The following is a 14,517-nucleotide window of genomic DNA, read 5'->3' on the forward strand; positions in this document are numbered from 1 at the left end:
CGAGCCGCTCGGGGCAGGGGTGGTTGGGAGGCTGTCGCCGGCAGCTTCGGTCCCACGTGGCGAGCACCCCACAAGCAGGGTGCCTACCACTAGCGCAGCCGTGAAGGCTGCGGCTGGCTGCGGAACGTGTGCGTAGCGGCGAGTGCTCATACTATGCGCGTGCTCGACGGATGCTCACGGCTGCTACGCCTGCTGCAAGCAGTCCAAGGATTCCCACACCGGTGATCAGTGCGAGCTGTGACTGCTGGTTGGGCACTTGGACGTTGCCGGTGGGCACACCGTCCGGGGCGGAGTGCATACCATCGATGACCTGGGTGGCCAGCGCAAGGTTGCCGTCCTCAGCGGAGCCCCAGGCGTAGACGATGGTGTGGGAACCCTCGGCGACGTCGAGACTCTGCGGGCCCAGCACTGGGTCGGTCTCGCCTGCCAGGGAGACTGCAGCTTCCAGGCTGCCAGCGGGCAGATCCAAGGAAGCTTCATCTGGGTTGGCCAAGGACTCTACTGCGACTTCACCGTTGGCCCAGATATCGACCTCGGGGGCAGCAGCGGTGTGGCGCACGGTCAGCCGTCCCTCACCTGCGGCGATCTCGGAGATGTCATTGACGAAGGGCGTCACGGTAGGTGCCCCCTCGGCATCCAGGTGTGCGGCCGCGGTGTAGTTCATGCCCTCTTCCAGGGACACGCTGACCGGTCCCAGGACCGGCTCGGAGTCATCGGCGGCGTCGGCTGCGGTGATAGCAACCTCATAGTCGCCTGCTGGAAGCTCCAGTGGTCCGGCAAGGTCTCCCGGCATGAAGTCATCAAGGGTGAGCTCACCGTCGACGTACACGTCGACGGGCAGGTCCGGTACGGCGTGCAGAACGGAGAGGTGTGCGGCAGAGTCCTCGTGCTGGTCCGCGAAGGCAGGTGCGGCAGATCCGGCAAGTGCCAGCCCGAGTGCGGCGGTAGCGGCGAGGGGCAGTGACGTGCGCATAGCTGTGTCCTTTCCTAGTGCCTGATGGCAGTGAGTGTGCTCACATTGTTGTGCTCACACCAGGACTACCGTCGGTGGATCAGAAAGGTTGCACATTTCCTTGAAATTTTTAGAAAGTGCTCAGGTCGTCACTCGAAGCCCCACCGTGCTGAGAGATCTCTGACGAGGCTCAGGGCGCTGGATAGAGGCTTGCTCTGAGCTGCTGCGCCAGGTGCACAGCGTTGGACGCAGAGGTCTTGTTGGTTGCGGCGACCGCCTCCGGTGTCTGGTCCAGATCCTTGTAGTCCTTGGGGTTCATCGCTTCGTGGTTCCAGTACGTGGCTCCCTGGGCGGGAATGGTGAATCCGATGTCATTGAGCCCCTGGAAGGCATCGGCGATGATGGCGTGGGCGCCGTCCTCGTTGCCCACTACCGCCACAATGGCCACCTTCCCGAACATCACCGGACGGCCCTGCTCATCGGTTTCAGAGAGTGCGGAATCCAGGCGCTCCAGCACGCGCTGGGCCACACTGGACATATGTCCCACCCACGTGGGCGTAGCAAAGATCAGCACGTCGCTGGCCTTGATCTTCTCGGCTATCAGGGGCCACTGATCTCCGTGACCCATATCCGCTTCCACACCGGGCTTCACGTCATAGTCCACTACGCGCACCGTCTCACCGGCGACGCCGTGTCCACGGAACTGCTCCAGCAGCTCCTCGATGATGACATCTGTGCTGGACTCACCGGGAGAGGGCTTGAGCGTGCAGTTCAGGGCAAGGACCTTCAGGTTGGTTTCCATAGGGGTCACGCTATGCCTGTGGGCACGTCTGGGCAAGGGTCGCCGACGCCGTGGCGCAATGGGGCTGTGCGGGACATCAGTGCCGTCGCTCCAGTTCAGCGCCGTTTACGGAGGCGGCGTCATCGCCGGGACCAGCACAGTGGCGGCAGCAGCGGCCAGCGCGATGATCAACAGCGCCGCGAGTGCATGCAGGCGCGCGTTGTCTCTGAGCACCCCGATGAATTCGCGCAACAGCGCGCTGGGGAGGAAGTACCAGGCGGTCTTGGCGCCGATGGCGCGGGCCTGCATACCCATGCGCTGGGTCAGCAGGGCTGCGCGGTAGGCGTGGTAGCTGCTGGTCACCACCAACACCGGGTCCGCCGGATCGCTGAGCAGCCGGCGTGAGAATTGCAGGTTCTGCTCGGTGTTCTTAGCCTCGGTCTCTGCCCGGATCTTCTGTGCAGGCACCCCTTGTTCCAGAAGATACTGCGCCATGGCCTCGCCTTCTGCCACGGGCTCATCGGGGCCCTGACCTCCGGTGGGGATCAGCAGCGGTGCGCCGTCGTACTCGGCGTGAGCCTGCAGCCCGCGCTCCAGCCGTTTCTTCAGCAGCGGCGGGACTGCCCCGTTGACCAGACCTGAACCGAGGATGATGATGGCCGCAGGGGTGAACCGAGTCCGGCGCAACCGGTAGAGCCAGGACGCCGCGAGGACGGCTGCAAAGCTAAACGCGATATAGGCCACCAGCATGACTGCGGCGGTATGCGCTCCATAGCGGATCATGTATCCCGCATTGTCCTGAACGGTCTCGGCAGGTTCCAGCAGCTGCAGGGTCCATGGCAGCACCAGCATGAACAAGCCTGCCGCCAGGGCCAGAGCGTTGCCCAGGCTTCGGCTCTCCCTGCGCAGCACGGTCACCCCGCTCCAGAGCAGGAACAGTGTCAGCAGTGGGTAACCCAGAAGGTTTCCCAGCGCCAGCGCCACCAGTAGTCCTATACTGACGAAGAGGAACACCCCTACCTGGCCCTGCTGAAGCTCTATGAGTCCTGCGGCCAGCAGCGCGGTCCCGGCACCGGCGGCAGTAGCAGCTAGCGCCGCAAGACGGCGGCCGTCGCGGATAAACCTGAACAGCCCGGTGGCAGCGATAAGCGTCCCGCTGATCAGCAGAAGTATGAGAATCCAGTGCAGCATCGGCGGGGCCCTTCAGTGGTCAGTCGGTGGTGGGAAGCGTGGCGGAGCAGGTAACGCCTTCACCGGGGGCAGCTGACTCCTGCTGGTCCAGCTGATCAGAACCATCGACAGTGATTGCACACCGCAGCAGCTGATCGGGAATGCCCTCGGCTGCTATGGAAAGGGTGTCATCAGTTTGTCCCAGGGTTTCGAAACGGGCTGGCAGCTCTTCAGGGGTGAGCCGCTCCTCTGTGGTGTCCGGTGTCGAGAGGCCGGTCTGCCGCCCGGTGTACTCCACCTCCGTGAAGGACTCGGCGGGGGCATCGTCGAGGATTTCAAGGTCATAGGTGACAGCTGAGGCGCTAGGAAAGAGACCGCAACCGGCCAAGGTCGTCAGACTCAGCGCGAGAGTTCCAGCACCGGCCCACAGACGACGACGGCGCACCGCCGCCGCGGATGGGCTGACAGATGGCGAGGGGACAGACACGAAAGGTCCTTTCATAGGCGGATCATGACGTGTTCCAGTCTTCTGTGCCCCTCACCCAGTGTGATCCCCCCGAAGTAGGAGTTGTCTCCACCTGTGGCATGAGCTTCACCGTGAAGATGCGGGGAAGTCCCAGGGCCTCGACTCTACTGTGCGGGCGTCAGCCGCAGCAGCTGGGCGCCGGCACCGTCCTGGATCAGCCAGATACTGCCGTCGGGGGCCTCGGCCAGGTCGCGGATGCGCGCGTCCATCTCCCAGAGCTCATCCTCGGCCGCTGAGGTCTCATCCAGCCCCACCCTGACCAGCGCCTCCCCGGAGAGGGCACCCAGAAACGCATCACCGGTCCACTCCTCGAAGAGCTCCCCCTGGTAGATCATCAGGCTTCCCGGTGAGATGGCAGGGTTCCAGGACGCAGCAGGAGCGGTGAAGCCGTCGTCGTCGGTATGGTCGGGGATCTCTTCGCCGTCGTAATGGGATCCGTTGGAGACTTCCGGCCAGCCATAGTTCTGACCCTCTTCGATGAGGTTGAGCTCATCGCCACCGGCGGGTCCCATCTCCGAGGACCACAGGCGCCCCTCGGCGTCAAAGGCAATCCCCAGTGCGTTGCGGTGACCGTAGGTCCAGATCTCTTCGGTGACGCCGCCCTGGTCCGCAAAGGGGTTTCCCGAGGCCGGGTCTCCTTCAGGTGTCAGCCGCATGATTTTTCCCAGACCGCTGGAGAGGTCTTGAGCCGGGTCCAGTAGCTGCCGGTCCCCGGAAGTGATGAAAAGATGTTCTCCATCTGGGCTGAAGGCGAGCCGGTGGGAGAAGTGACCGGAACCCTCAGCGCGCGGATCCTGTTGCCAGATCACCTGCAGATCCTGCAGCTCCGCGGCATCCCCGGATTCCACCAGCTGGGCGTGCCCGACGACGGCGCCAGTGCCGCCCTCCCCGCTGCTGACCCAACTCAAGTACACCCGCTGGCTCTGCTCAAAGTCAGGGGCTGCGACCACGTCCCCGAGCCCGCCCTGCCCGGCGACCACGATGTCGTCCGGAACTCCGGAGACGGCGATTTCCTCGCCGGTGTCAGTGCTGTGGAGAACAAGCTCCCCCGGCTGGGTGGTGATCAGCAGCTGATCGGTGCCGGGCAGGAATTCCAGGGCCCACGGAGAGTCATAGCTGCCCAGCTCCTCCACGACGAAGGGGGTGCCCGGGTTGTCCTGGCCGGGGCTGCCCTGGTCCTGAGCATCCTGGCCCTGGGTGTCCTCACCCGAGGCCTCCCCGTCTTCAGTCTCGGAGGTGGTGTCTCTGGCTGCCGCAGGCTCGTCCTCGGCGTTAGCATCGCCTCCCTCGTCTGCGCAGCTGGCCAGCAGCAGTGTTGCGGAGAGTCCCAGCGCGGTCACCGGTAAGGCGGACAGCGGCAATATGGACAGCGGCAGCGCGGGCAGTGGACGTGTGGAGGACAGCCTCGTGGATACCGGACGTCCGAAGGACTGGGGGAGGGGGCTCATCCTCTGACCCTAGGGGACCACGGTCTGGGGCGGTACCCCCTAGTCTTCGGCTGCGCCAGAACTCTCGGCTGCTTCAGTCGGTGCCGCCCGGTCATCGATGCTTCGCACCAGCTCATCGATCTGCTCCAGACCTGCGCTGAGTCTGGTGACCATCTCCCACAGGCGCGGATGCTTCCGATGCACCTCTTCCAGGCTTTCCCCGGCAGAGGTCAGAGTGGCCAGATCGAAGCTGACGTTGGTGCGGGCACCTGCCAATGCCGCGCGCAGTGCGCCCAAGCCCACCACCACATCCGAGACCACGGAGGGTCGGCCGTGCTGGGCCAGCCACTCGAAGTCCGGCAGAGCGCGCAGCGCTTCTTCACCGAGGTCCGCTGAGGCCTCCGCGGCCACTAGGGCGGCGTCAGCGATAGCCCGACGGCGGGCAGGGCCCGGTTCCTCATGGAAGGCCGCGCCGAACGCCGCGGAGGCCTTCGCGTCGTCGTCGGCGAGCTCCAGTGCCCTCTTGCGAAGGCTCTGCGCGCGGTCCCGCACATCGTCACTGCGCTCCTGATCCTCTTCTGCAGACGGGGAGTACCCGGCAACCATAGAGGCCATGGCAGCGGCAATGCTGAGCATCACTCCGCTGCCGGCCCCTCCACCGGGGAAGCCGCTGGATTCTGCCAGTCCCGCTGTCCATTCCTGCAGGGTCGACTGCTGGGCGCTGATCTCAGACGTATCCTCCATGCGGTCAGTGTGGCATGCTGCGGAAGGTTTCCACCTGTCTCCTGCGTGATCTGGGCCACGTCCTCAGGCTTGTAGCGACTAGGCTCGAGGGCATCAACGGGCGCAGGCCCCAGAGCATGGAGGTTAAGCACATGGTGGAACTGAGGATTGTCATCGGGTCAGACGCGTCCGGCTTCCCCCTGAAGGACGCGGTGACCCGTCATCTGCAGGATCATCCGGACGTCAGTGAACTCACCGATGTAGGTGCCTTTGCTCAAGATGACCCGGAAGCAGATCCCGTGCGTGCTGCCATCACCGTGGCAAAACATGTGGCGGCCGGGGACGCGGACCGCGGGCTGGTCTTCTGCGGCAACGGGCTTGGCGTGATGATTGCCGCAAACTCAGTAGACGGTGTGGATGCGGTCATTGCCCACGATCTGTTCTCCATTCGGACCTCCATCACCCGCAATCGGGCCCAGGTGCTCTCGATGGGGTCAGAGGTCATCGGTTCCGGTCCTGCTGTGGAGCTGATTGATGAATGGCTGCGCACCCCGATGCCCGATCCTGCCCCGCAGAAAGAAGTCGGCGCCGGAGCCGGAGCAGGCGTGGGAGCTGACGCGCAGCAATGACAGAACAGGAACGGACTCCAGATGGCCGCTATGTAGTAGTGGATGGACGCCGCTGGCGCGCGTCAGACCCGAATATTCCGGAGCGTCTGCAAGCGGAGCTGGTCAAGGAGCTGATGACGGCCCGTCGGCTGGTCAAGACCCGCGGAGATGACGTCCGGTTCAGGGTCCAGGACGCCAAGGTCGCTCTGGGCGAACGCGGGGAAGAGTGGTGGGAGCCCACAGATCAGGGGCGCCGCACACGTCTGGAGTCAGTGATCCGTGCGTTGCTCAGACACCGTGACGGCTCCACCATTTGTCCCTCAGATGCCGCGCGTGCGGTGGGCGGGGAGGATTGGCGTGACCTCATGGACGCGGCACGGGAGGTTGCCGGGGAATTGGCTGAGCAAGGGCAGGTCCGCATCACCCAAAAGGGTGAAGACGTCGATATTCACGCCCGTGGGCCCATCCGCCTTGGCGCGGGACCAGACTTGCGAACTTGAACGCCACACCTGATCGGAAGGCCTGAAGGTCAGATCTGAACTCGGTGCCGGATTCTCACCACCGCTTAACTGTCGCGACTCAATCGGCGGACGCCCTGGAGGAATGCCTCGTGAACTCGAGGGTCACTGAGCGGCAAGAAGTGTCCGCGCGTGCCCAGCTGCACATTGTGCGCCCCCTCTAGGTGGCTTCCTCCAGGGATGTGCGGGTCGAACTGGCCATAGATGGAGACAATTTTCGTGTTGACGTCGCTACTGGCTCCCAACTCGGCGAGCTCCGGTGAGCGCGGCAGGAAGACGCGAAGGGCTGGCAGTGGCAGCAGCCGAGCCAAGGGTGAGCCGCCGAATGGAGTGTTGAGCGTGACGAGACCCTTGATGGCGTCGTCGTTCGCCTGCCGGGTGAGCAACAGTTTGCCGATCAGGCCGCCTTTGCTGTGCGCTACCAGCACGCAGCCCCGGATGCCTTCCCGGCTCAAATAGGCCTCCACCCGGTCAGCCATGTCCTGAAGAGTCCCGCCGTTGTAGCCCAGTTCGACGACGGCGCGCACGTCATAGCTGTTTCCTCGCAGGGTGTCCGCGACCGGGCGCAGGAACGCCCACGTCTCATAGATACCGGGCAGCAGTACCACAGTGGGATGCTCCGACTCGCGATGACGGTAGGTCTGTGGGTCGGTTCGGCTCAGCACTCCGGCGGTTTGGCGACGTGCAGCGTAGGTGTAGTCGCGAATCCACGCGCTGAGATTTGTCCCGGCTTGCCTGATCCTCCCTGGCAGAGCCTGCAGCCCGAGAGAGGATTCGGCGTCGTCGTCAGTGCCGGAATCAGTCTCATCGGGGCCCACGCGCGCCATGTACCCGGGAGTGCGCCGGAGGCGGTGGCTGTCAAAGGTGTTGAGGAACGGTGCGCAGACCGCGGCCAGCTCTCGGGGTTGACTGTGCTGAACAGCATGGGGCCCGCCGGGAACTTCGACGACGTCGCCTCGTGGCGCCAGTTCAGCCAACAGCTGCACCCACGCGGCGGAGGCGATGGGATCCTGTGATCCTCGGACTATCAGTCCTGGTACTGCACAGCGCGCAATGGCGTCCTCTGTGCGGTAGGCGAGCATGTGTTGGGTGGTTTTCAAGTACCGCAGCGGTCCCATGCGCAGGTAGTTGCGAAAGATGACGGCGTTGCTGGCGGGCGGTTCCCGGAGGATGTCGCGCAACAGCCTCAGGGCCTGGCCGCCAAGACTCCGGGCTGAAGGATCCACAGTGGGCGCGATGAGGATGAAACCAGCGCAAAGCCCCGGGTTCTCTGCTGTGGCGTCCAAGACGGTCTGGCATCCCATGGAGTGACCGATGAGGACGGGATCCACTACCCCTAGAGCAGCGACAGTCCCTGCGACGGTCTCTGCCAGTTCGGGTACGGTGAGGGCGTGTTCTGGGTTCGGGGTCTTCCCGTAGCCGGGGAGGTCCAGTGTGTAGACGTCATAGTCGGGAGCGAGCACGTCAGCGAATCGCAGGAAGTACTCCCCCGAGACGCCTATCCCGTGCACGAGCACGATTGGTGGGCGCTGCGGTGCGAAGGTGCCGCGCACGTCCACCTCGTAGTCGCCCACTCTGAAGCGCCGCGACTGAAGTCCGGCACCGGGTCTGCTGCTGGGGGATGTGCGGATAGTGACAGCCTCAGAGCATCGGCCGCAGTGGCTGCAGGGCACGCTCGGTCAGTCGGGCCATCGGGTGGCGCCGGCGCCAGGCACGTGAACTTACCGCTTCACAGTGTTCTCGGTCGCGGCGGAACACCTTTTCCATTTCGGCAGCGAAGTCGGCGTCGATCACCTCAACATTTGCTTCGTAGTTGAAAGAGAGGGAGAGATGGTCGATATTGGCGGTGCCGATTGTTGACCACTCGCCGTCTATGGTTGCCGTCTTGGAGTGCATCATGCTGGTGGCGTAGAGCAGGATCGTGATTCCGGCGTCGAGCGTCTCTCCGAAGAAACCGCGGGAGACCCAGTCTGCAATCACGTGATTGGAGTCCTTGGGGATCATGATCTGCACATCGACCCCACGCTGGGATGCCTTGATGAGCGCTCGTAGGATCTGCTGGTCCGGCACGAAGTAGGGGGTGGAAATCCAGATCCTCTGCGCGGATCTCTCGATGGCCTTCAAGTACATGTTCCTAATCGGATAGACCAGATCCACAGGCAGGTTGGCCACGACGCGGACCGCGGGATTCCAGCTGTCAGGAGCAATCCACGTAATCTGCTCCGAGGGGGCGCGGTCCTCGTTCCAGAGCCGAGCAATGGTCTGGCGAAGTCCCCACACGGCGGGTCCGACTTCGCGCAGGTGGGTGTCCCGCCATTTCTTCGCGTAAAGCGCACCGATGTTGTAACCGCCCACGAACCCGACGGTGTCATCGGTGACCAGGATCTTCGCGTGGTTGAAGCCGGTGTAGCGCACCGGTGCCTTCCAGAAGCTTCTTCCCAAGAGGGGGAGGCGGAAGACCTGGATGTCCTCGCTCAGCTGGGCGTAGAAGGAGCGGGCTACGACCAGATTGGCGAAGCCGTCATAGATGATGAAGATTTTGACTCCGCGGCGCGCTGCGGCGTTGAAGGCATCGATGAAGCGCTGCCCCACCTCATCGTTCTTCCAGATGTAGGTTTTCATGAGGATCGTCTCCTGAGCAGAGTCGATGGCCTCGATCATGTCCTCATAGAGCGTTTCGCCGTCGGTGTAGATGGTCAGCGGTGATTCCTCTACCTGCGAGTAGAAAGTACCCGGCCGGGGTGCGTCTCGCTGTTTGCGCTGTTCCTGCTTGAGCAGGTCAAGGGTGACTACCGAGATCGCTGCCGTCAGTGGGACCGCAGCGGCAGCTGCCAGTGCCATCGGAAGGGTCTTGGGGGACACCAGCCGTCGGGTGATCTTGCCCGTGGAAGTGGCTCGGCTCATAGCATCACCTTAATCGGTGGTGTCATCGGAAGAACGGTACACACGTCGCTCCAGGTCAGATGCGCTATTCTCGCCGTCGTGATGACCCCTAAGCCGGGCGCTGCGGCGCGTGATCGGCACGAGATGAGGACTTCGATGAGCAGCCTGCCCTTTCGTTCTGTGGCTGTGCGGCCGAAGCGCAGGAAGGACCGGGTGCAGTCATGCTGACCCCGCAGAGTCGAGGCGCGCTGAGCGAGATTGTTCTGGAGGCGATGCGCACGGGGGAAACGGACCACCTCACCCATGCTCCCCAGCCTGACAATGAGGAGGACGCTCAGCTTGCGCTGTGGGCGCTTTACGAACAGCACTACCGGGGCTTCGACGATGTGGCCGGGGAGATGGAGTGGAACCCGCGCCTGATCAGTGTCCGCCAGGACTTGGAGACCAGCTTCGAACAGGTACTGCGCGCCCGGGTGCCGGAGCTACCGAGCCCCGAGGACTTCGCCGAGAAGTTCTTCGCCTTTGTTTCCGATCATGACGGCCCGTCAGTGGCAACCTACGTGCAGCGCACGGCCACCGAGGACCAGGTGCGTGAGCTGCTGCGGCACCGCTCCATCTACCACCTGAAGGAATCCGACCACACCACGTGGGTGATCCCGCGTCTTTCGGACCGGGTCAAAGCCGCGGTGATGGAGCTGCAGTTCGATGAATACGGCGACGGCGACCCAACCGTCTCCACGCGCACTTATTCACTCTCGGTCTACGCGACAGCGGACTGGACCCAACCTATGGGGCCTATATTGACGAGGCTCCGTTGGAGGTTCTGGAGGAGAACAACGCGATGTCCCTCTTCGGTCTCAACCGCAGGCTGCGCGGGGCCTCACTAGGGTTCCTGGCAGCCTTCGAGGCGACTAGCTCCACACCTTCGCGGCGCATGGCTGCAGGACTGGAGAGGCTGGGATTCCCAGCTTCTATGGTGGGCTACTACACGGAGCACGTAGAAGCCGATGCAGTGCACGAACAGCTTGCCGTGCGCACCATCTGTGGCGCTCTCCTGGAGGAAGAGCCGGAGCTTCACGACGACGTGTACTTCGGCGCATGGACGTCACTGGACCTGGAGGACCGCTACGCCGCCCGAATGCTAGAGCAGTGGGCAGCGTGAGGGATGGCTCGGAAATGAGTGCAGACACGGGTAAGAACCGCGAGCTGAATCATCCGGATGTGATCTTCTGCGCCAATGGGCCGATGCTGCTTCGCGGGGATCATCTTGTCGAGGACGAGGACGGCAACGAGCACCGCACCACCCGTCCGGTGAGCGCGGTCTGCCGCTGTGGGGGATCGCAGATCAAGCCCTGGTGCGATGGCACGCATAAGTTCATGCGCCAGCGCTCTCGGGACTGAATCTGGGAAGGTCTCAGCGGGAAAGCTGGATCAGTACCCCGCGGTCGTAGACACGGGTTTCGACGACGCTGAGGGATCCCGCCGATGACTCAGTGGCATAAGCCTCAATGTCCTGGGCCTGTTCGGGGGTGCCGATCTGCAGCAGCGCGGTGCCGCCGGCGGCCAGGTGGGCGCCGATGAGGTCCACGCAGGTCCGTGCCAGGTCGAGGCCGTCGTCGCCTCCGTCGATGGCCAGAAGTGGATCCGCTGGATACCGGGTGGTCTCCGTGGAGCGTACCCACGGCGGATCTGCCACGATCAGGGCGAACTGCTCCTCGGAGGTCAGCACGGCGTCGATTCCGCCCAGCCGGAAGTCAACCCGTGAGCCCAGGCCGTTGACCGCGGCATTCTCCAGGGCAAAACGCTGAGCAACGGGGTTGATGTCCACCATCACGAGGTCCCGATCGGAGTCGCGCACAGCTGCCAGTCCAATGTGTCCCACGCCAGCACAGAGCTCCAGTACCGGACCAGCTGGGGCATCGCCAAGTAGCTCCGCGGCCCACGAAGACTGCGCCTCGGTCCACGGCCGTGGTTCTAGCACGTGGTGGTCGTAGGAGATGGACAGGCCCTGGAAGCTCAGCTGCTGCATGGGCTCTATTGTGCAGTGTTTGCCGATACGCCGCGCAGAGGTGCGCGATAGGCTGTGACCTGGAGGAACATTCCGGAGGCTCTCACGGTCTCGCATCCCCTATCAACAGGTCTGGAGAAGGTCATGAAACTTTCTACATTGGCTCTGCGCACCGTCCCTGGTGCGTTCATCCTCAACGCTGGAATCGGCAAGCTTAAGCTGGATAAGGATTCCGCCGCTGGCCTGCAAGAAATGGCCTCCACCGGTGTTCCTGCGGTGAAGAACCTGCCGCCGCAGAAGTTTGGAAAAGCTCTGGCCTACGCTGAGATCAGCCTGGGCGCCGCTCTGCTGACTCCCTTCGTCAGCAACAGGCTCGCCGGGTTGGCACTGGGCGGCTTCTCGGCAGGGATGCTGAGCATGTACTTTCGCAATGACGCCATGACCCAGTCCGACGGCGTGCGCCCTTCCCAGGACGGCACCGCGCTGGCCAAGGACTCTTGGTTGGCAGCCATCGCCATCGCGCTGATCACCAGCAAGAAGGACTAACGGCCGCGCTAAGGGCACCTCTAAAGCTGGGGCTGCATTGAAGCTGACGCTGCGCTGATTTGTTTTTTTTGGGGGGGCTCAGGCTGACTGAGCTCGACCAGCCGGCGCGGGGTCGCTGGTTGCCGGGCCGTCCGGCAGGGCAGTCCCGTACCAGTGAGTGATGAGGGCGTGAGAGACCGCTGAGCGCGGTGGGAGGACCACCGCGCCGGAGACGACGTCGTCGTGCAGGCTCTTGCGGGTGAACCAGCGGACCTCACGGATCTCTTCCTCATCCGCCGTCGCCTGGACAGCGCTGGTGTGGGCCAAGAACCCCAGCATCAGTGAGCGGGGGAACGGCCACGCCTGGGAGCCGATGTATTCCACGGATTCCACGGTGACCCCCGCCTCCTCCTGGACTTCGCGCACAATGGCGTCCTCCAAGGACTCCCCGGCTTCTACGAAACCAGCGAAGGTGGAGAACCGGCGCGGGTCCCAGGCCACTGCTGAGCCCAGGAGCAGCCGGTCCTGCTGGTCGACCACCGCGGTGATCACCGCGGGGTCGGTTCGCGGGAACTGCGTGCGCTCACACTGGGTGCACACCCGGGACCAACCAGAACCGCGGACTTCAGTGGTGCCTCCACACACTGGGCAGAAGGTTGCCGCTGAATGCCAGGCTGTCAGGGCCGCCGCGTGGGTCAGCAGATCAGCGTGGAGGGCGCTCAGCACATGCCCCACCTGGCGCATACTTTGCCAGTGGATGTTCTCAGGGGTCTGCGAGTTCTGTGGTGACTCGGGATCGAAGCGCAGCGCCACCACATGGGTGCCGGGTGAGCTGGAACCGTCGCTGCTCTCTCCGGTGCTGCCGCTGATGATTTCACCGAGATAGAGGGCGTTCTCCGGCAGTGTGCCCTTCGCTGCGGTCAGTGCCAGTTCTGGTCTCAGCTCTGATGAGTCGGCGTCTCGGACTTCGGCGATCGGTGCTTTCCCGCCATCCATGCGCAGTACTTTGGTATCGGCAAGTTCCCAGATTTCCGGAAGCCACTCCTCCCGGTGCCGTTCATCGCTGTGGCGATCCAGACGTGGTCGGGTGAGCTGGCTGAAGCGGGCTGAAGAGTCTGACACTGACTTACCGTAACCCGCCGAGCGAGCTGGATGTGACGTGACCCCCGCCGTACAGCTCCGGCGACCGACTGCCAGGCCTGCACTCAGGTTGTTTCGGGGAAAAAATAAGGTTTCAGTGGCGAGTGAATGGGTGATTATGCCCATGTCGAAATCTCTGTACTGAAGTCGCTCACAGGCGTTGAATGCATCTATGAGCACTTTTGCAGTGACGAATCCCAATACCGGCCGCACCGAGGAGACTTTCGACTCGGTGACCGAGGAGCAGATCCCTGCTCTCATCGACGCCGCTGACCAGGCGTATCAGTCCTGGAAGGCCACACCAGTGGAGAAACGCGCAGCTGTTCTGAGTGCTGCCGCCGAACTCTTTGACTCTCGAGCTGAGGAACTGGCAGCAATCATCGGCTCCGAGATGGGCAAGCCCCATAAGCAGGGGGTAACCGAAGTCAAGAAGGTGGCGTTCACCTTCCGCTGGTTCGCTGAAAATGGCCCCGGATACCTGGAGCCCACCAAGCTGCCTGAGGCTGAAGGCGCTGAAGAAACCTACGTCAAGCATGATCCCATCGGCGTACTTTTGGGCATCATGCCGTGGAACTTCCCCTACAACCAGATTGCGCGTTTCGCCGTGCCCAATCTGCTGGTGGGAAATGCAGTGATGATGAAACAGGCTGCGATCTGCCCGCGTTCATCGCAGGCGTTCCAGGACATCCTGGAGGAGGCGGGTCTTCCTGAAGGCGTCTACACGAATCTCTACCTGAATAGCAGCGATGCTGAGAAGGTACTGCAGGACTTCCGGGTGAAGGGAGTATCCCTCACTGGCTCCGAAGCCGCCGGTGCCTCCGTGGCCTCTCTGGCCGCCAAGTACCTGAAGAAATCGGTGCTGGAACTCGGCGGAAACGACCCCGCCGTCGTCCTAGACACCGATGACGTCAATGAACTGGCGAAGACGCTGGTGACGCTGCGCACCGCCAACGCCGGTCAGGTCTGCACCTCACCGAAGCGGCTGATCGTGGTGGAGGATCTTTATGAGGACTTCGTCGCCGCAGCGAAGAGTGCCGTCGAAGCAGTGAAGGTGGGTCCGGCCGACGACCCGGACACGGATATGGGACCGCTGTCCTCTGAGGATGCTCGGGACGAAGTGGTGGAGCGCATCGAGCAGGCCGTCAAGGATGGTGCCACGCTGCACACAGGCGGGCAGAAGCTGGATCGCGACGGCTGGTTCATGTCCCCGGCTCTGCTGACGGATATTGACCTGGACAGCGACCTCGGGCGCAACG

Annotated in this window: 15 protein-coding genes and 1 pseudogene; 6 read left to right on the forward strand and 10 right to left on the reverse strand. The window is 63.4% G+C overall.

Annotated features, from left to right (window positions below; all coding sequences use genetic code 11):
• Positions 1-151 precede the first annotated feature (151 nt).
• The 6 genes from TX78_RS07620 to TX78_RS07645 all read right to left on the reverse strand — a co-directional run bounded on the left by TX78_RS07620 (position 152) and on the right by TX78_RS07645 (position 5,600).
• The gene (locus TX78_RS07620; protein WP_044495128.1) at positions 152-973 is read right to left on the reverse strand and encodes a DUF4397 domain-containing protein; all 822 of its coding nucleotides are present in this window, start codon (positions 971-973) and stop codon (positions 152-154) included.
• A 169-nt stretch (positions 974-1,142) separates the two neighbouring features.
• Positions 1,143-1,754: a flavodoxin family protein gene (locus tag TX78_RS07625; RefSeq protein WP_044495130.1), complete on the reverse strand. Its 612-nt coding sequence runs from the start codon at positions 1,752-1,754 to the stop codon at positions 1,143-1,145.
• Positions 1,755-1,859: 105 nt separating this feature from the next.
• A complete protein-coding gene (locus tag TX78_RS07630; RefSeq protein WP_044495132.1) occupies positions 1,860-2,924 on the reverse strand; it encodes a YdcF family protein in 1,065 nt (354 codons plus the stop codon).
• 19 nt (positions 2,925-2,943) lie between these two features.
• On the reverse strand, positions 2,944-3,390 hold the full coding sequence (locus TX78_RS07635; RefSeq protein WP_044495133.1) for a hypothetical protein: 447 nt from the start codon (positions 3,388-3,390) through the stop codon (positions 2,944-2,946).
• Positions 3,391-3,533: 143 nt separating this feature from the next.
• Positions 3,534-4,877, reverse strand: a complete 1,344-nt coding sequence (locus TX78_RS07640) for a PQQ-dependent sugar dehydrogenase (RefSeq protein WP_081652656.1) — start codon at positions 4,875-4,877, stop codon at positions 3,534-3,536.
• Between the two features lie 39 nt (positions 4,878-4,916).
• Complete coding sequence (locus tag TX78_RS07645; RefSeq protein WP_044495136.1) at positions 4,917-5,600, reverse strand: cyclodeaminase/cyclohydrolase family protein; 684 nt, start codon at positions 5,598-5,600, stop codon at positions 4,917-4,919.
• 131 nt (positions 5,601-5,731) lie between these two features.
• On the opposite strand from TX78_RS07645, the gene TX78_RS07650 reads away from it, so the two are divergent.
• Positions 5,732-6,208 (forward strand): RpiB/LacA/LacB family sugar-phosphate isomerase, encoded by a 477-nt coding sequence (locus TX78_RS07650; protein ID WP_049897640.1) that lies wholly within the window; start codon positions 5,732-5,734, stop codon positions 6,206-6,208.
• Entirely contained in the window at positions 6,205-6,687 is a 483-nt protein-coding gene (locus tag TX78_RS07655) for a DUF3253 domain-containing protein (protein WP_044495138.1), read from the forward strand. The genes TX78_RS07650 and TX78_RS07655 overlap by 4 nt, the downstream gene beginning before the upstream one ends.
• Positions 6,688-6,752: 65 nt before the next feature.
• Here the strand turns inward: TX78_RS07655 and TX78_RS13190 are convergent, their stop codons facing one another.
• Together TX78_RS13190 and TX78_RS07670 are read right to left on the reverse strand one after the other, a co-directional pair.
• Positions 6,753-8,258: an alpha/beta fold hydrolase gene (locus TX78_RS13190; protein WP_158644315.1), complete on the reverse strand. Its 1,506-nt coding sequence runs from the start codon at positions 8,256-8,258 to the stop codon at positions 6,753-6,755.
• An 88-nt stretch (positions 8,259-8,346) separates the two neighbouring features.
• Positions 8,347-9,609 (reverse strand): phospholipase D-like domain-containing protein, encoded by a 1,263-nt coding sequence (locus tag TX78_RS07670; protein WP_049897643.1) that lies wholly within the window; start codon positions 9,607-9,609, stop codon positions 8,347-8,349.
• Positions 9,610-9,986: 377 nt separating this feature from the next.
• Between TX78_RS07670 and TX78_RS14315 the strand changes: the two are divergent.
• Both TX78_RS14315 and TX78_RS07680 read left to right on the forward strand, forming a co-directional pair.
• Positions 9,987-10,750 (forward strand): annotated as a pseudogene (locus TX78_RS14315) (iron-containing redox enzyme family protein).
• 14 nt (positions 10,751-10,764) lie between these two features.
• Entirely contained in the window at positions 10,765-10,989 is a 225-nt protein-coding gene (locus TX78_RS07680; protein ID WP_044495409.1) for a CDGSH iron-sulfur domain-containing protein, read from the forward strand.
• Between the two features lie 13 nt (positions 10,990-11,002).
• Here TX78_RS07680 and TX78_RS07685 read toward each other — a convergent pair whose 3' ends face one another.
• Entirely contained in the window at positions 11,003-11,617 is a 615-nt protein-coding gene (locus tag TX78_RS07685; protein ID WP_044495139.1) for a methyltransferase, read from the reverse strand.
• Positions 11,618-11,740: 123 nt separating this feature from the next.
• Here TX78_RS07685 and TX78_RS07690 point away from each other — a divergent pair, with 123 nt between their 5' ends.
• Entirely contained in the window at positions 11,741-12,142 is a 402-nt protein-coding gene (locus tag TX78_RS07690) for a hypothetical protein (protein ID WP_044495140.1), read from the forward strand.
• Between the two features lie 78 nt (positions 12,143-12,220).
• Here the strand turns inward: TX78_RS07690 and nudC are convergent, their stop codons facing one another.
• Entirely contained in the window at positions 12,221-13,243 is a 1,023-nt protein-coding gene (gene nudC, locus TX78_RS07695) for an NAD(+) diphosphatase (RefSeq protein ID WP_044495141.1), read from the reverse strand.
• Between the two features lie 190 nt (positions 13,244-13,433).
• On the opposite strand from nudC, the gene TX78_RS07700 reads away from it, so the two are divergent.
• On the forward strand, positions 13,434-14,517 hold a 1,084-nt coding region (locus tag TX78_RS07700), incomplete at its 3' end, for an aldehyde dehydrogenase family protein (protein ID WP_044495142.1).

Origin of the sequence: Nesterenkonia massiliensis (genome assembly GCF_000455245.1) — a bacterium.
GTDB lineage: Bacteria > Actinomycetota > Actinomycetes > Actinomycetales > Micrococcaceae > Nesterenkonia > Nesterenkonia rhizosphaerae.